The following is a 16,597-nucleotide window of genomic DNA, read 5'->3' as shown; positions in this document are numbered from 1 at the left end:
GGTTACCGTTTGTCGGAACGTTGGATCCAACGCGTGACTGGATGAAACAAAATGTGTCGTTTTAAACATTGGCGAAAGCGATTGGCGAAAAAGGGCAATTTGAGTCTTGATCGATAATGGCAAACTAATATTTCCACTCGGAATGGCCCACGATGCATAGCGCTGTCGCCTATCTGCGAAGGTATTAATCAACAAGCGCAACAGGGGCGAAAGGTTTTGTATAAGAAATCCGGGTTTTTCGTTTCAGCAGATTTCTTCGATACCAAGGCATTTCATGCGCTAGCTATCGATCGCCGAAGTGATCGAGATCGAACTGATCGTTGGTGATTACTTGGTCCGGGTTCAAACGTGGACCGACAGAAGGGCACCGCTAATTCTTTCAAACTCTCACAAGCGCCCAAGGTCAATCCATTACCGGTCTCGATCATTCACATCAGAGGTGAAGGAATGGATAACTACCACATCAGTAAAAACGAGCAGCGCTGGGAACTGGTCAAAGAGGGCGCGCAGCGAGCGTCGAAAACGGCTGCGACCAAAGCCGAGATTACGCAGATCGCCAGCGATTATCTGCAGGGCAAAACCGCTTCTCTGAAAATCCATAAAGAGGACGGGACGATTCAGGAAGAACGTACCTTTCCACGCGCTGCCGACCCGCGAAAAACCAAAGGCTGAGCAAGCTGTTCTTTTCTGTGTTCATCGTTTCTTCAGAAGGGTCTGATTTATGGTCATCGCATGTCTGGGATGGGGCTCACTGATCTGGAAGCCGGACGGCTTGCCGCTGGCCAGCGAATGGTTTGCCGACGGGCCGCGGGTACCGATCGACTTCGTACGCGTCAGTGATAGCGGCGAGCTGACTACGGCAATCAGCGCGAACGCTCCGCCATGCAAAGTGCTGTGGTCGGTACTGGACGTGACCGACCTCGATCAGGCCCGTGAACTCCTGCGTATTCGAGAGGGCATCCCTGAGAGCAGGGAGGATGGCGTCGGCAGCTTCACCGTCGGGACCTCGCCGACGGGCCTGCTCGCCGAATGGGCAATGCCTCGGCAACTGGACGCGGTGATCTGGACGGCGCTGCCCGGCAGATTCAAGAACATTGAAGGCCTGGTGCCGAATGTCGACGACGCAGTTTCTTATCTGGCCGGGTTGAGCGGCGCGGCGCACGAACAAGCGCGCGACTATATCGAACAGGTGCCGGCTCAGATCGACACGCCTTACCGGCGCGAGATCATTGGCAGGCTTGGGTGGAAATAATGAGCGCTCGAAGCCAGGCGCAGATTGCGGCTATCTTTGATCAGCTGTTGGCGCTGCGCGAAAGTGTCGACATTCTCCAGCACGTGGAGAGCGATAGCGTCGAGTCGCTGCGTGGCCATCAGACCGTGGACGCCCCGGAGTCATTGGATCTGGTCTTTCAAAAACTTCATGAAGACATCGCCAGCATGGAAGAAACGTTGGCGACGATCGCCGAGGCTACCGGTGATGTGCCGAAGTTGTGAGGGGCGCGCGGGGCTGGCATGCAAGGATGATGTGGCGGGTCTGGCGCCATCGCGAGCAGGGAGGCTGGCGGCGGCTGGGATAGTAAGGTGGAAGCCACCGAACGGTTCGCACCAGTCTTGCAGCACTCTGACCAAACGCCCTTCAGCCAGATGCGCACCGAACTCGTCCTCAGGCAGGTCCGCAATCCCTAAACCGTTCACAGCCGCGTCGGCGATGTGCCCAGCGTTTTCAACTTCAGGCAGCGACGTGGGGGAAACGATAAGTTGCGCACACTAAGCCGGCAAGACAGCCATTTCCGAAGCAGGCGGCACAGGTTGATTGCCGCCTGTGCTGCCATGCTCATCTTGAGCGCTGCCGCCGACTCGCGCCCGGCGAGCTTCCCGTCATGCGCTTGAACGCACGACTGAACGCCGCTTGGGAGGTGTAGCCCAAACGTTGCGCCACTTCTTCAATCGGCAGTCTTTCCAGCGTCAGCCATTGACTGGCCAGGCGCATCCGCAGTTCGGTGGCGTAGCGCAGCGGCGGGGTGCCGAGGGTGGTCTGGAAGCGTTCGGCGAACACCGAGCGTGAGGTGTTGCACAGCGTTGCGAGTTCGGCAACGCTCCAGTCGCGGCCCGGTTGTTCGTGCAGGGCAAGCAAGGCCTTTGCCAAACGCGGGTCACGCAGGGCGGCGACGAGACCTGAGGCATTGCCGCAAGCACATTCGACCCAGCCCCGAACAATCATCGCAGCCACCACATCGGCAAGGCGTGCGAGGATCCCGGCGAAGCCGATGCGCGCCGCGCTGACTTCGCGCTCCATGGTCGCCAGGATTGGCATAAGTCCCGGATAGCGCTGGCCACCGGCGTCGATCAACATGAGCCCAGGCATCAGCCGACCGAGGCCGTGCAGGCTGCCGAGTTCGAATTCCATACAGCCGCTGAAGAGCAGAGCGCTATCGGGCGAATCGCTGCTTTGCCCGACCTGCAGCGCACAGACTGTGTCGCCGAGTGGCGCGGCGACGGCGCTGTCAATGTCCTGCACTTCGGCGCCTGGGTGTGAGAGCAACTGGTGCGAGGCCCCATGGGCAATGAATACCGCATTGCCCGTCGACAATTCGTACAGGCTGCCATCCTTTAGCCGCAAGACAGTTGAACCCGCGGCAACGAAGTGGAAATACGCATGGCCGGATTTTTCACTGAAACCCAGGCCATACGGCGGACCGGCGTGGATCCGCCGATATTGCACGCCACGCAGACGCATGCTGCGCAGCAACTCAGTGATGAGGTCTGAGGACACAGAGAAAGAATCAGTGCTGCTCATGTTCGGGGTTTCGATCAAAAGTTCAAGACTGCGCATCATAGATCATCCGGTTTGCCGTCAATAGACTGCCCTCACGAAATGTCCGAGGGAGTTTTGAAATGAATGAATATGTCTGTGATGGGCGAGCTGAAGAAGAGCCGACAGTGCCTGCGTGGATGGCGGTTTTCTCACTGGCGATGGGAGTGTTCGGATTACTCACCGCCGAATATCTGCCGGCCAGCCTGCTGACCCCGATGGCGCTGGATCTTGGCGTCAGCGAAGCGCTGGCCGGGCAAGCCGTGACGGTGACAGCGGTGGTCGCGTTGTTTGCCGGATTGTTGGTGCCGGGGTTGACGCGTAGCCTGGATCGGCGGCGGGTGTTGCTCGGGTTTTCGGCACTGATGATTGCCTCGAATCTACTGGTCGCGTTGTCGTCCAGCCTCGCGGTGCTGCTGATCATGCGAATCCTCCTGGGCATCGCCCTGGGCGGTTTCTGGAGCATGGCGGCGGCGGTGGCGATGCGCCTGGTGCCGGCGGCGCTGCTGCCGCGCGCGCTGTCGATCATCTTCAGCGGGATCGCCGTGGGTACGGTGGTGGCGGTGCCGCTGGGCAGTTATCTCGGCGGCCAGTTTGGCTGGCGCAGTGCGTTTTTCGCGGCGGCAGCGGTGGGCGTGGTGACGCTGGTCTTTCAAATGTTCACGCTACCCAGTCTGGCGCCGCATCGTCCGTCACGCCTGCGTACGGTACTCGAGGTGTTGCTGCGACCGGGCATTGCCATCGGCATGTTCGGCTGCGTACTGGTGCACACGGGGCACTTCGCGTTGTTCACGTACATCCGGCCGTTTCTGGAAAGCACTACCGGCGTCGGCGCGCAGACCTTGGCCTTGATGCTCCTTGGTTTCGGCGTGGCAAACTTTGCCGGCACGTTGTTCGCCGGTTGGCTGTTGCAGCGCAATCCACGGGCAACGCTGGTGCTTATGCCGGTGTTGGTCGGCGTTGCCGCTCTGGCGCTGGTCGCGTTCGAGGCTTCGGTCCCCGGGCAGGCGTTGCTCCTGGCGCTGTGGGGGATGGCCTTCGGTGGCGTGCCGGTGGCATGGTCGAATTGGGTGGCGCGTTCAGTACCCGATCAGGCCGAAAGCGCGGGCGGCATGGTCGTCGCGTCGGTGCAGTCTGCTATTGCCGCCGGTGCTGCCGCTGGCGGTTCAGTGTTCAGTTTCAGCGGCATCAACGGTGTATTTGTCGGGGCCGGAATGCTGATGTTGCTGGCTGCGTTACTGATCGCATTGAAGGTCAATGTCGATGTGCCGGAGCCAGGCTCGCCGGCAGCGGCGCCCGTGCATTTGTGATTTGATCAAGGTGTTGCACGAGTGGCGGCGATGTCCCAGGTTCGCATGATCTGCGTGATGGCAGCATCGATGTTTTCCAGTGCGGTGTTGTCTCTGGCGAGGATGGATATGCCTTGCAGGAAACTGTCGAATACCGTCGCCATCACTGCTGCACTTGTGCCGCTCGCCAGCTCACCGGCATTCACAGCACGCTCGACGCAGGCTTGAATACCGGCGCGGGTGCGCTGCCGTGAGCGGGTCAGGGCTTGCGCCACATGGGCGTTTTCCGGACTCGGCGCGCTCATGATACCGAGGGTCACCATGCAGCCCTTGGGGTGCGCGTCGTCGCATTGCATGCGTGCCGACTGGCGCAATGCGGTCTCGATCGCCTGGCGCGGTGGCAGACTTTCGTCCCACAGGCATTCGGTGACTTGCGCGTAGGTGGCCATATAACGTTGCACGCATTCCTCGAACAATGCCTCCTTGGAACCAAACGCGGCGTAGAAGCTCGGCGCCGAGATACCGCCACCCAGGCCCGCCTTCAACTGGGCCAGCGATGTCGCGTCGTAGCCGTGTTGCCAGAACAATTGCAAGGCCTGATCGACAGCCTCGGCGCGATCAAACTGACGGGGGCGACCGGTTCTCGCCATGAGCAAACTCCTCGTTGATTTCAAATACAGACTAGTCGATACAGAAATTGTTGACAACGCTGCACATGCGCCTTCAGGATTTAGATCGATCGGTATTTAAATCTGAGTCGGTTTTTTCGAGGAGCTTCCCGTGACACCTTCAATAACGTTAACGGCTACGCCAAAAGGCTTGCCCGTCGGTGCTTTGCTGGCGTTGGCCATGACTGGCTTCATCTGCATCGTCACTGAAACCCTGCCGGCGGGCTTGCTGCCGCTGATCAGCGAAGGCCTGGCAATTTCGCCCTCCATGGCCGGGCAAATGGTCACCGCGTATGCATTGGGTTCGGTGTTGGCGGTGATCCCGATGACCATCGCCACCCGTGGCTGGCGGCGCCGCAACGTGTTACTGCTAACGATTGTCGGTTTCCTGCTGTTCAATTCAATTACCGCGCTGTCGTCGCACTACGGCGTGACGCTGGTCGCACGGTTTTTCGCCGGGGTAGCGGCGGGTCTGGCGTGGAGTCTGTTGGCCGGCTACGCGCGACGCATGGTCGAGCCTGAGCAGCAGGGCAAGGCGTTGGCTCTGGCGATGGTTGGCACACCGATCGCGCTGTCGCTGGGCGTGCCTCTGGGTACCTGGCTCGGCGGGCTGGTCGGTTGGCGCACCACGTTCGGCCTTATGTCGGCGCTGACCCTGGTATTGATCGTCTGGGTACTGGTGAAAGTGCCCGACTATTCGCCGCAACCGGCCGATCAACGCCTGTCGCTGGGCAAAGTCCTGACTACCCCGGGCGTTCGTCCTGTGCTGGCCGTCGTGATCAGCTGGATGCTCGCGCACAACATTCTCTACACCTACATCGCCCCGTTTGTGGCGCCGGCGGGCATGGCCGAGCGCGTGGATGCGGTATTGTTGATCTTTGGCGTCGCCGCGCTGGTCGGGATATGGCTGACGGCGAAACTGGTCGAGCCGCTGCTGCGCTCGACGGTGTTGCTGAGCCTGGCAACCTTTGCCGCTGTCTGCGTAGCGCTGGGTTTTGGCGCAGGGATTGCAGAGGTGATCTATTTCGGCGTGGCGGTATGGGGATTGACCTTTGGCGGCGCGGCGACGCTGTTGCAAACGGCCCTGGCTGACGCAGCGGGTGCTGGCGCCGATGTGGCCTTGTCGCTGAACGTGGTGGCGTGGAACAGCGCAATTGCCGGGAGCGGTGTGGTCGGCGGAGTGTTGCTGGATCACTGGGGAGTGGCCTCTTTTCCATGGGCCATGCTGGTGTTGGTCGCTATCGGCTTTGCCATTGCTTGGGGGGCTCGAGCCCACGGTTTCAGACCGGGACCGCGATCGACCGGAGCAGCGGCAGTGGCGGGGCACTGAGCCCCGCCGATTTCATCTTGTTAATTGCGCTTGGGCAGTTTCCAGTTCGGCCGGATGAAGTGGCAGGTGTAGCCGTTCGGAATCCGCTCCAGGTAATCCTGATGCTCGGGTTCCGCTTCCCAGAACGGACCCGCCGGTTCGATTTCCGTTACCACGCGGCCGGGCCATAGCTTCGAAGCGTCGACGTCGGCGGCGGTGTCTTCGGCGACGGCGCGCTGCTCGTCGTTGAGGTAGTAGATCGCCGAACGATAACTCGGGCCAAGGTCGTTGCCCTGACGGTCGGGCGTGCTCGGGTCATGGATCTGGAAGAAGAATTCGAGGATCTGCCGGTAGCTGATCACTGCCGGATCAAACTTGATCTCGATGGCTTCGGCGTGGTTGCCGTGGTTGCGATAGGTCGCATTCGGCACATCGCCGCCGGTGTAGCCGACTCGGGTATTGAGCACGCCCGGGTAGCGACGCAACAGATCCTGCATGCCCCAGAAGCAGCCGCCGGCGAGAATGGCAGTTTCGGTTTGAGTGGTCATGGTGTGTCCTTCCTCTCGGAGACGATGGGGATATGCCTTGTTATGAGGGCGTGTTTGCCGATTCCAAGGTCATTGCCGAATGCGATCTGGATCAATGGGCGGGATTACTTGCAGTTTTCGTCAGAAATTCGCTGATCAGCGCAGTTACCTGTTGCTGTATCACCGCACGTGGCCGCGCATTGTCACCATCGCGACAAATGATGCCGTCACCCGGACTGTCTTCTTCGAGCAAAGCCTCCGCAGCCGGTTTGCACGGTGACATGAAAGTGAAATGACTGGCGTCGGCGATTTCGATATATCCGGTCGATGCCTGAGGCAGGCGCTTGGCCAGATCAGCTGACTCCAGTGCTGCCGGCAGATCCTGTGACGGCGCACCAGCGGCGATAACCAGCGTTGGCACCGGCAATGTCTCCAGGCTTTGGCTGGTCATGCCGCGCGAGAGGCCCAAGTCCAGCGAAATCACAGCGGTGACGCGCTTGTCGCGCAGGTCACCAGCCAGTGCAGTCTTCGATTCCGGTGTGTTTACCGGATTCATCTGTTGATAGACCTTGCAACTGGAGAGCTGCGGATGGATTTTGCAATCGCCCGCAAACAGGTCCGGATCGAACCGTGATCCGGCGATTTCCAGCGCAGTCCAGCCGCCGAGGGAGTGGCCGACCACCGCAATGCGACCCTTGTCGACGGCGCCGAATTTATCCGGTTGGGAGGTGACTGAGTCAATGGCGCGGCTCAGGTCGACGGGGCGCTGCCACAACTGTGCCGCCGCCTGCGCGCTACGGTCATGAGTGGTGGTGCCGGGATGGTTGACGGCTGCGACGATATAACCCTGATGGGCCAGCGCACTCGCCAGCCAGGCCTGATTACTCCAGTTGCCTCGGTAACCGTGGGATAGCACGACCAATGGATGCTCACTCGCAACGGGTGGCGCATCACGAACGGCTGAGACACCAACAAAGACTGCGTCATCGGCGATCAATTGGGCGGTGGTTGTCGTCGTGCCTGGGTACCAGACGGCCATTTCCAGCGGACGATTGTGTTGCGGGTCGGGCAGGGTGGTGGTCTGGAAACCGATGGCGCTGATGTCAGCCAGTGCGCTGGTGGAAAGGACGATGACAAGCGAGGCCGTCAGTGCGGCTTTCAATGGATTGATCATCACGCTCTACCAAACCCGAAGAACGAACGCAGCTTGCCCGGTGACTTGCGTTCGTAGAACGGTTTGGTCTCCCTGAGGAAGTAATCACTCAGCCCGGCTTGTCCCGTCAGCACGCGGCAAAAATCAACCGGCCCGCCATCAGGGGCTGTGTCTCCAGCGACATTGCCGGCTTCGCGCATGACCTGTTCGATATCGCCATCCGCTTCGATGCCGACGATCAGGTGCGGTTTTTCATCAACCGAGGCGTCGTGCATCAGCGCCAGGAACGCGCGTTTCACATTGGAGTGTTTGGCCAGCAGTTGCGAGAGCGAATGGACCATCGTCGATGGGTAGTCCGAAGGCTGTCCAAGCAAGACGTTGGTTTCTTTTTCAACGGTGCGCTGCGTGGCGGGCCGGCCGATTTCGCCTGAGAGCAGGCGTTGCACTTCCTCCGGAAGGAATTCCTTGCCGTACGGCGACTTCGGATTCAGAAAGAGCAGCGCGCCCAGCGTGATTTCGAACAATGATCGGGCCGGTATCTCTACATAGCTCTGCTCGCTGTCGATGGATTGTTGCAGCGTTTGCAGCGAGGAGAAGAACGGAATGACCGGCGTGCCATCGGGCTTCTGCCAATGGGCGATGCTGATGTTGCTGCCGGCTTCGAGATTGACATGGCCTTGCGCCGCACCGGCGGTGCCGAGGATGTAGACGGTCGAGTCCAGGAGGGTTCGATAGAACTCAGGGCGATGCGCGGGTTCGTCCGCGGCCAGCCGGAGTGATGTTTCCAATGGGTTTTCTTGGGAAGTATCCATGAGACTAATCCGTTATTTTCTATGGAAAACGATGATTACCTGGCCGGTTCGAAGATGCCTTCATTCACCAGCATTTCATCCAGCCTCTCGGGCCATATCTGATCATCGGTGCCACGTAGTAATTCAGCGGACCACCAACGATGATCGACCATGACCTCGGTTTCTTGCAGAGTCCAGCCGGTTCTGGAAAGCCGTTCGCTGGGTGCGTGCACGACGAAATATTGTTCGACTGCGAGTACAGTCTCGCCGCTGGGTAATAGCATGGGAAAATCCCGGTGTGCTACAGGCCCCTCAACGGCACTGGCCTTTATGCCGGTTTCCTCAAGCAGCTCACGTATCGCAGCGTCATGGAACGTTTCGCCGCTTTCAAGGCCGCCTCCTGGGGTTGCCCAGTAATTTCTGCCGGCCAAGGCGCCGTTTTCATGGATGAATCTGAAAAGCAGAACTTCTTGCGAAGGACTTATGACCAGTAATCGTGCTGCGTTGCGTTCGCGCATCTACATCTTCCTTGAAGGGCTTGCCACTGCTTGTTGCGTTTCGGATTCGTATTGCAAGAGGACGTCGGGCTGGCAAGAGCTCCTTATTGCACAGCCATTAAAGACCACCCAACCCGCTAAACCACGGAAAAACCACTCCAGCTTCGTGGCCTTTATACGCTGACCTCGCCCGCAATTGTCTGCTACAACGAAGCCAGCTGATGATCGCCGGTATCGCCAATAGCGTCAGAAACCACTGGAAAGCATTGCTGGACTGAAGCGCGAGGGCCAGAAGCACATTGATCAGCAATGCCCCAAGAATCGCGACGTTGTACTTGATGTGCCGACGTTTGATCGCAACAAATTCTTCCCAGTCGTAAATCAACCAATCGTGGGAAAACTCTCCGCACTCAGGGCATTTATGCGTGGGCGGAAGGTTATCGGTGGTGAACCCACAATCAGGGCAGCAGACTGTCATTGAGCGAACCTTCCGCAAGCTGTCTCATATCGCTAGCCAGCGTAGTGCAGATTGGCTGGAGTTGTCCGTCTACAGCCAACAGGCCTCACAACAAACTCCACGAAACCCCAACATAAACCCCCATCCCTTCACCCGGAGTCGACCGCGCAGCATCCAGACCTTTGTCGTCATACCCCGGCGTGACCGTTGCCGCATAACGCTTGCCGGTCAGGTTGCGCATGTCCACCCAGCCTTGCCAGTCACCCTTCGGGGCGTTGTAGCCCAGCGTTGCGCCGAACAGCGCGTACGGGTCGGCGTAGTAGCTGTTGGCGTAGTCCACTGCAGTTTTGGAGACCAGTTGCGTGTTCACGGCGGCGAAGAAACCCTGCGGCCAGTCGTAACGCAGTTCGCCCTGGTAATAATGCATCGGCAGGCCCGGCAGGCGGTTGTCGCCGAAGCGCTCATCGTCGCGGTAGTGAAAGTCGCTGAAAGTGTAGGCCTGGCGCAAGCTCAGCTGGCGGCCGTCGGCGGCGGTCCAGAGTTTGCTGTTGAGGCTGGCCTCGATCCCTTGGTGTACGGTCGGGCTGGCGTTGAGTTCGTAGGGCGTGACGGCGCTGGCATCCGGCAGCACCGAGAGCAGTTCGTGACGAACTTGCGCGTAATACCACGCCAGACTCCATTCGCCCAGGTTGCTGTCGCCACGGCCGCCGAGTTCCAGGGTCGTCGCAGTCTGGTTTTGCAGTTCGATCGGGTCGCGCTGGGTGCCGGTCGCAGCACCGTTGCCGGCAGGGAAGCGTACGTTGGAGCTGTAGATCAGTGACCACGGATGCGGCGCTTCGACGGAGCGGCTGAGATTGCCGAACACTTGCACGTCCGTGGTGATCTGGTAGCGCAGGCCGATCCGTGGTGCGTAGTCCCAGTCGTTGAGGCTGGTTTTGCCGCCGCCTTGCGGATAGGTCACGGCGCTTTCGCGGCGGGTGTAGATGGCGGCAAGGCCGGTAGTCAGCCAGAGGTCGTCAGCGATTTCCAGGTCGTTACCGAAATGCAGCACGGTATCCGAGCCCTGATAAGTGAAGTTGCGCATCCGTGTGCCGGGCGCATGGTTGGCGGTATTGACACTCGGGATGCGCACGAACTCGCTGGCGCCATCGTTGGGCAGATGCTTGGTCACGCGCAGGCCGGCATTGCTGCGGCTTTCCATGCCGAACAGGGTGTCGCGACGCTTGTAGTCGAAGGTGCCGCTGACATCGGTGTAAGCGACTTTCAGCCGGTTCGGGCCTTCGCGCAAATCCATCGGGTAGTCGTGGTAGACAAGGCCGGTCTGAATGCTCGAGTCGTCGTCGAGGTAGAAGGTGGTCTTGTTGCCGATGAAGGTACTACCGGGTTGTTTGCGGCTGTCATCGCGGGTGACATACGCCGGGTTGGCTGCCCGAGGCCTGTGTTCGATGGAATGTTTGGTCACGCGGCCGGCGAGGTCGTTGTCGGTTTCCCGGTAGCGAAAGTAGAAGCGAGTCTCCAGGTTCGGGTTGAAGCGATAGCCGAAGTTGGCGATCAGGCCTTTGCTCTCGCTGGCAGTGTGATCCTGATAGCCGTCGGCGTTGGCATCGGTCATGGACACGTAGTAATCGAAATCCCCCAGCACTTGCCCGGAGCTGATCTGGCGCTGCTGATAGCCATGGCTACCGGTGGCGTAGCGCACTTGCAGCTTCGGCGCGGTGTAACCGGTGTGGCTGACGTAATCGACAGCGCCACCCAGCGCCAGCGAGCCGCGATCAAAACCGTTGGCACCCCGCAGGACTTCGACATGGTCGACCCACAGCGGCTCGAGCAATTCATACGGTGTGCCGCCGGGACCGGTCAGCGGCAGGCCGTCGAGCATCGTATACAACCCGGATGCATGGGCGCCCGGTGCGCGGTTGATGCCTGAACCACGGATGGAAATCTTCACACCTTCGTTGCCTGCCGACTGCGCATACACCCCCGGTTGATAGGCCAGCACATCCTGATTGCTGGCAACGCGGCCCTGCAACGGCTGGCGCATGTCGACCACGTTGGTACCCCCCGGCACCTGTTCAAGGCGTGCCCTGGCCTCTTCGACCGTTGCATCGGTGCCACTGCGCTGTTCCGCCGAAATCAGCACTTGCCCCAGTTCCAGATCTTGGGTCTCGGCCATCGCCGGGCAGGCCAGGGCCAGACCGAGCAGGGCTGTGGGCAATGATTTGGGCGACGGCATCGAAAAACTCCAGCAAACAGGGGATCGGGCAATGAACAGTGCGACGTCGGAACAAACGCAGGAAACACATGGCGGCCCGGCTTTTTTGCCCCACGATGGCAAACAGCCGGGCGTGGGCTAACCTCACGGCTCAGGCCCTTCGGGTCAATAAACAATTTCACCGGGCTGTTGAAGCGCGAGGACGTATTCATGGCGAAAAACTACAAGAAACCTGCAAAGGCCCTCGAACGCCCGAGCTTGAAAAACAAGGACTATCTTGCGCAACTGCGCAAACTCCATATTGAACTGGTCAAGCTGCAGGAGTGGGTCATCGCCAAAGGTGTCAAGGTTTGTATTGTGTTCGAAGGCCGCGACGGTGCGGGGAAGGGTGGGGTGATCAAGGCGATCACTGAGCGCGTCAGCCCACGGGTGTTCCGCGTGGTGGCATTACCGGCGCCGACCGATCGCGAAAAGAGCCAGATGCATGTGCAGCGTTACCTGCCGCATCTGCCGGCAGGCGGCGAAGTGGTGATCTTCGACCGCAGTTGGTACAACCGCGCCGGTGTCGAGCGTGTCATGGGTTTTTGCACGGAGGAACAGGCCGACAAATTTCTCAAGTCGATTCCGTGGGTGGAAAACGCCATCGTCGATTCGGGAGTAATCCTGCTCAAGTACTGGCTCGAAGTCAGTCCAGAGGAACAGACCCGCCGGCTCGAAGCGCGCATCAATGACGGACGCAAGATATGGAAACTGACGCCGATGGATCTCAAATCCTACAGCCGCTGGTACGACTACTCACGGGCGCGGGACGAGATGTTCAAATACACCGATACCGATCGAGCGCCGTGGATGGTTGCTGACTCAAATGACAAACGTCGCGCACGCCTGAACATCATTACTGATCTGCTGAGTCGCATCCCTTATGAAGAGGTGAAGCGCGATAAGGTCCAATTGCCGAAGCGGCAGAAACCGGGCAAGTACCGGGAGCCGGATTATCCGTACAAGCGCGTTGCAGAAAAATTCTGACGAAGCGTTCCAGACCTCACCTTGTTGCCGCGCAGTGATTGTTCACCGGGTCCGCAGGGACTGTTCGATCACCTCCACAAAGGCCTTCACCAGCGGGCTGCGCTCGCGTTTGCGCGTTAAAACCAATAAAGGCGCCGTGGCACTGGGTTCTGCGAGGGGCCGATAGGTCACGCCGTGCTTGACCAGGGCTTGTGTGCATTGCGGCACAACCGCAACGCCCTGGCCAGCGGCAACCAGCGCAATGATAGAGGTTATCTGCTTGCCGCTCGGCCCGGGGCGTGGCGTCAGGTCGTTGCGCCGGTACAGCGCGGCGATGATGTCGTTCAGGGCTGAGCCGTAGTCGCTCGGGAATGCGATCAGTGGAAATGCACTCAATTCGGTGAGCGTCACGTGGCTTTGCCCAGCGAGGGCGCTGTCACTGGGAACGGCCGCCATCAATGGTTCGTTATCCAGGCAAATGACTTGAATGTCCGGGTTCGCGTCGGCCGGTCGCATTCGGCTCATGCCGATGTCCAGGCGTCCTTCAACGATCTGCGCGCATTGCATGCTTGAAGCGCCTTCTTCCACGGTCAGTTGCACGTCGGGATACGACGAGCAAAAGGTCTGGATGGTCTGGCTGAAAACGTCCGAAAGGGCGATCGAACTGGCATAGCCGACAGCCAGATGCCCAGCCGAGCCGGCCGCCAGTTTGCTGGTAATGGCCGCTGTCAGGTCGACTTGCTCCAGCACGGCCCTTGCGTAGGGCAGAAAATGTCGGCCCTCCGAGGTCAGCGTGACGCTGCGCGTGCTGCGGTCGAACAAGCGAAAACCCAATTCCGTTTCCAGCGCCGAAATCTGCCGGGTCAGCGGCGGCTGGGCGATATGCAGACGCATCGCAGCGCGGCCGAAATGCAATTCGTCGCTCACGACGAGAAAGTAACGCAGACGGCGCAGATCGATCATGTTCATCCCTGGTATCAATCGGTCGGAAATCGGTATTGGATCCTGAAACCTGTCCATCTTATAAAAGTGTTTGAAAATATTACGAGCATTTCTTGTGAGCCTCCGCATGTTTTGTCCGCGGATCGCCTTGTTTCTGGCGGGATGCGCGGCGTTTATCAACCTGTATGCGACGCAGGGGCTGCTTAATGAGCTGGCCACAGCGTTCGATGTTTCCGCCCGACAGGCCAGCTGGAGCATCACCGTCACCACGCTGGCGGTGGCGGTGGCGGCCTTGTTCGTTGGCCGGCTCACCGCGCGGGCCGAGCAGCACCGGGTAATTGCCGTGGCGGCGATCCTGCTGGCGCTGCCTGCGCTGCTGACAGCCTGGTCAGGCAGCTTCGCTGAGTTTCTGCTGTGGCGAGCGGTTCAGGGGCTGTTGATACCGCTGGTGTTTGCCACCAGCATTGCCTACATCGGTGTGCGTTGGAGAGACGGCGCGGTGACCGAAGCGACCAGCGTCTACGTTGCCGGCACCGTGCTCGGCGGATTCTGCGGACGATTTCTTACCGGGTGGGTCACCGAATTTGCTGATTGGCGCCTCGCTCTGGCGCTGCTGGCGGGTCTGGGCCTGATCCTCGGTCTGGCCATTGCCTGGTTTCTGCCGCCCAATTCACGCACCTCTGTTCTGCCACCGGCGTACCGCCCTGGCGGGCGTGCCGAACGTTTCAGCAAGCCCTTGCTGGCCGCCTATGCCGTGGGCTTTTGCGTGCTTTTTGCGCAAATTGCCACCTTTACCTACGTTGGCCTGCACCTGAGTCGCGCGCCGTTTTCCCTGAGCACCGGCGCATTGGGGGCGATCTATTCGGTGTTCCTGCTGGCGCTGGTGGTGGTACCGATCGCCGGACGCCTGGGCAAGGCCCGGCCGCGTAGCGAGTTGATCACCGCCGCCGCATGCCTTGGAATCGCCGGCTCACTGCTGACACTGACTTCTTCGCTGTGGCTGACCATCGCCGGGCTGGCGCTCAGTTCTACCGGCGTGTTCCTCGCCCAAGCCGCTGCCAATGCATTTATCACTGCCCATGCCCGAGTCGACAAGGCCGGGGCCGTGGGCCTGTACCTGACCAGTTACTACCTGGGCGGCAGTTTCGGTGCGTTCGTGCCGGGCACGCTATGGGAGCTGGGCGGCTGGCCGGCGTGCGTCGCCCTGATCATGGTGTTCCAGATTCTCCCGCTGCTGGCGATTCGTCGCGGCTGGAAGGTTCCCGCACTGCCGGTCATGCCCGGCGCTTCTGCGTCAAAGCGCTTGATTCATCATCCAACAAGGAAAATGTCAGATGACCGTGAGTAACCTGCTGCCGCTGCAAAGCGCTTTATTGTCCGTGATAGAGCCCGTGCTCGACGACATGCCTGCCGGTGTTCTGCAGCACGCATTGGTCGAGGCGTTTCGCAGTCAAGTGGCAGAGCTGGTCGACATCGAGCGTTCTTTCAAGACGCTGACTGCGCGCCATCATAGCGCCGCCTCCCTGCGCACCTTCTTCGGCAGTTGGTCGAAAACCCGCCGTCGATGGGTTTGTCGAGGCGATGGGCGTAGCGGTCGTGCAGTCCGCTGCGCAGGACATCTTCATCGAGTACCTCCAGCGCAAGGCTGAAGTAATGCGCACTAGCGCTCACCCCCGTGTCCGGATGACATCAAACAGCGCTGACTGCCGTCGCTGGACGGGATGGTCATGCCTTGAAAAAAGTGGATCGCCATGAACAAGCTGATTGAAAGCCTTATTCCGATTCCGGTGGCCGCCCTTGGCGCCTGGCTCGGTTACCTCACCGGGTTTGCGCTCGGCGACCTGATCGGCGCCATCTGCGCAGTGACCGCGCTGAGCAAACTGGGGGTGCGCATGCGCATGCCGTATCCCTTCGTGGCCACCGTGCAACTGCTGCTGGGGATCAGTGTCGGCTCAATTGTCACCGGGGCAATGATGCGTGAGTTGACTGACTTCAGCATTTTGCTCGGCCTGTTGATTTGCATGACCACGCAGATCTTCGTCGGCTATAACTGGCTGCGCCGCATGGAGAAGTGGGGGCACATCGAAAGTCTGCTGGGCTCGATTCCCGGCGCGATGGCAGCCGTGATGACGGTATCGGGCGAGCAGGGACCGGCCTCAGGGCGCATCGCTTTTGTGCACATTGTGCGCCTGCTCGCACTGCTGGCTGTGGTCACCCTCATTGCCGGCGGTCATTCCGACAGCATTGCACCGACGCTGGGCACGCTGGATAACTGGCTGAGCGTGGTACCGCCGGCCATTGCAGCGGTGCTGGCCGGCTACCTGCTGGAGCGATTCGACGTGCCGGCGCCGTACATGCTGACTGGCCTGCTGTGCACCGCAGCCGTAAATGTTGGCTTCCCGGAGGCCGATCTGCATGTGCCCGATCCGTTTGCAGTGGTTGCGCTGATCCTGCTGGGCGGGCTGATCGGCATTCGACTCAAGGACATCACCTTCAAGGATGTCGTGCGTTATATCCGTGCCGGCCTGGTGGTCACGGCACTGACGTTCTGCACCACGTTGCTGGTCGCGTTTGTGATGAGCAAATTGACTGGCAAGCCGTTTCTGACCCTGTTCATGTCCTGGGTGCCGGGCGGCGTCGAGGTCATGACCGCAGCCGCGTTGCTGCTCAAGCTGGACCCGGCGTTCGTGATGCTCAACCACGTCGTGAGGATGTCGATCATCCATATTTCCCCGGTGTTCCTGCCCAAGCGCCTGTTCCAGGAACAGCCCGCGCCTTTGCCACAACCTCAGACCGAGCCGTAATCGCTGCCACCCTTCGAATAAACAAGGATTTGATCTCGATGCCACGGGTTTCGCCCGCGATGCACACCGGCTTGATTCGACTTTGCTGACGTCGCTGATCGGCAGTGGTGTGGCGACCCCTCATCCAATGG

General features: G+C 60.0%; 18 protein-coding genes and 1 pseudogene. 9 read left to right on the top strand and 10 right to left on the bottom strand.

The genetic code is table 11. The annotated features are described in order from the left end of the window. Positions 1-447 precede the first annotated feature (447 nt). Genes CXF97_RS26575 through CXF97_RS26565 form a run of 3 tightly spaced genes read left to right on the top strand, consistent with a single transcriptional unit; the run spans position 448 to position 1,494 of the window. Entirely contained in the window at positions 448-672 is a 225-nt protein-coding gene (locus tag CXF97_RS26575; RefSeq protein ID WP_101162373.1) for a DUF2188 domain-containing protein, read from the top strand. Positions 673-721: 49 nt separating this feature from the next. After that, positions 722-1,252, top strand: a complete 531-nt coding sequence (locus CXF97_RS26570; protein ID WP_101162371.1) for a hypothetical protein — start codon at positions 722-724, stop codon at positions 1,250-1,252. Beyond that, a complete protein-coding gene (locus CXF97_RS26565) occupies positions 1,252-1,494 on the top strand; it encodes a hypothetical protein (protein ID WP_101162369.1) in 243 nt (80 codons plus the stop codon). Before CXF97_RS26570 ends, CXF97_RS26565 begins: the two co-directional genes overlap by 1 nt. Here CXF97_RS26565 and CXF97_RS28615 read toward each other — a convergent pair. Beyond that, positions 1,469-1,713 (bottom strand): annotated as a pseudogene (locus CXF97_RS28615) (hypothetical protein); the annotation flags it as partial. The gene CXF97_RS26565 and the pseudogene CXF97_RS28615 overlap by 26 nt on opposite strands. Before the next feature lie 121 nt (positions 1,714-1,834). Next, entirely contained in the window at positions 1,835-2,833 is a 999-nt protein-coding gene (locus CXF97_RS26555) for an AraC family transcriptional regulator (RefSeq protein ID WP_101162696.1), read from the bottom strand. Positions 2,834-2,895: 62 nt separating this feature from the next. Here CXF97_RS26555 and CXF97_RS26550 point away from each other — a divergent pair, with 62 nt between their 5' ends. Continuing rightward, positions 2,896-4,122, top strand: coding sequence for an MFS transporter (locus CXF97_RS26550; protein ID WP_157830933.1), 1,227 nt, complete (start codon positions 2,896-2,898; stop codon positions 4,120-4,122). 5 nt (positions 4,123-4,127) lie between these two features. Here CXF97_RS26550 and CXF97_RS26545 read toward each other — a convergent pair whose 3' ends face one another. Beyond that, the gene (locus CXF97_RS26545) at positions 4,128-4,751 is read right to left on the bottom strand and encodes a TetR/AcrR family transcriptional regulator (protein WP_101162367.1); all 624 of its coding nucleotides are present in this window, start codon (positions 4,749-4,751) and stop codon (positions 4,128-4,130) included. 130 nt (positions 4,752-4,881) lie between these two features. On the opposite strand from CXF97_RS26545, the gene CXF97_RS26540 reads away from it, so the two are divergent. Continuing rightward, entirely contained in the window at positions 4,882-6,099 is a 1,218-nt protein-coding gene (locus tag CXF97_RS26540) for an MFS transporter (RefSeq protein ID WP_101162365.1), read from the top strand. A gap of 20 nt (positions 6,100-6,119) precedes the next feature. On the opposite strand, the gene msrA is transcribed toward CXF97_RS26540, so the two are convergent. The 6 genes from msrA to CXF97_RS26510 all read right to left on the bottom strand — a co-directional run bounded on the left by msrA (position 6,120) and on the right by CXF97_RS26510 (position 11,736). Continuing rightward, complete coding sequence (gene msrA, locus CXF97_RS26535; protein ID WP_101162363.1) at positions 6,120-6,626, bottom strand: peptide-methionine (S)-S-oxide reductase MsrA; 507 nt, start codon at positions 6,624-6,626, stop codon at positions 6,120-6,122. A 91-nt stretch (positions 6,627-6,717) separates the two neighbouring features. After that, on the bottom strand, positions 6,718-7,767 hold the full coding sequence (locus CXF97_RS26530) for an alpha/beta fold hydrolase (RefSeq protein WP_101162694.1): 1,050 nt from the start codon (positions 7,765-7,767) through the stop codon (positions 6,718-6,720). 11 nt (positions 7,768-7,778) lie between these two features. Beyond that, complete coding sequence (gene sseB, locus CXF97_RS26525; RefSeq protein WP_101162361.1) at positions 7,779-8,570, bottom strand: enhanced serine sensitivity protein SseB; 792 nt, start codon at positions 8,568-8,570, stop codon at positions 7,779-7,781. A 35-nt stretch (positions 8,571-8,605) separates the two neighbouring features. After that, the gene (locus CXF97_RS26520; RefSeq protein ID WP_101162349.1) at positions 8,606-9,067 is read right to left on the bottom strand and encodes an NUDIX hydrolase; all 462 of its coding nucleotides are present in this window, start codon (positions 9,065-9,067) and stop codon (positions 8,606-8,608) included. A 97-nt stretch (positions 9,068-9,164) separates the two neighbouring features. After that, complete coding sequence (locus CXF97_RS26515) at positions 9,165-9,524, bottom strand: hypothetical protein (RefSeq protein ID WP_101162347.1); 360 nt, start codon at positions 9,522-9,524, stop codon at positions 9,165-9,167. Positions 9,525-9,609: 85 nt separating this feature from the next. Next, entirely contained in the window at positions 9,610-11,736 is a 2,127-nt protein-coding gene (locus CXF97_RS26510; protein ID WP_101162345.1) for a TonB-dependent receptor domain-containing protein, read from the bottom strand. Positions 11,737-11,925: 189 nt separating this feature from the next. Between CXF97_RS26510 and ppk2 the strand changes: the two genes are divergently transcribed. Continuing rightward, on the top strand, positions 11,926-12,741 hold the full coding sequence (ppk2, locus tag CXF97_RS26505; RefSeq protein WP_101162343.1) for a polyphosphate kinase 2: 816 nt from the start codon (positions 11,926-11,928) through the stop codon (positions 12,739-12,741). Positions 12,742-12,783: 42 nt separating this feature from the next. Here ppk2 and CXF97_RS26500 read toward each other — a convergent pair whose 3' ends face one another. Next, a complete protein-coding gene (locus CXF97_RS26500; RefSeq protein WP_101162693.1) occupies positions 12,784-13,683 on the bottom strand; it encodes a LysR family transcriptional regulator in 900 nt (299 codons plus the stop codon). A 94-nt stretch (positions 13,684-13,777) separates the two neighbouring features. On the opposite strand from CXF97_RS26500, the gene CXF97_RS26495 reads away from it, so the two are divergent. The 3 genes from CXF97_RS26495 to CXF97_RS26485 all read left to right on the top strand — a co-directional run bounded on the left by CXF97_RS26495 (position 13,778) and on the right by CXF97_RS26485 (position 16,466). Further along, the gene (locus CXF97_RS26495) at positions 13,778-15,010 is read left to right on the top strand and encodes an MFS transporter (protein WP_178081241.1); all 1,233 of its coding nucleotides are present in this window, start codon (positions 13,778-13,780) and stop codon (positions 15,008-15,010) included. Further along, positions 14,997-15,311, top strand: coding sequence for a hypothetical protein (locus tag CXF97_RS28115; RefSeq protein ID WP_157830932.1), 315 nt, complete (start codon positions 14,997-14,999; stop codon positions 15,309-15,311). The genes CXF97_RS26495 and CXF97_RS28115 overlap by 14 nt, the downstream gene beginning before the upstream one ends. A gap of 102 nt (positions 15,312-15,413) precedes the next feature. Further along, positions 15,414-16,466, top strand: a complete 1,053-nt coding sequence (locus tag CXF97_RS26485; protein WP_101162337.1) for an AbrB family transcriptional regulator — start codon at positions 15,414-15,416, stop codon at positions 16,464-16,466. Positions 16,467-16,597: the final 131 nt, after the last annotated feature.

The organism is Pseudomonas sp. Choline-02u-1, from assembly GCF_002836515.1.
Classification (GTDB): domain Bacteria; phylum Pseudomonadota; class Gammaproteobacteria; order Pseudomonadales; family Pseudomonadaceae; genus Aquipseudomonas.
This window is presented reverse-complemented; position numbering and strand designations above follow the sequence as displayed.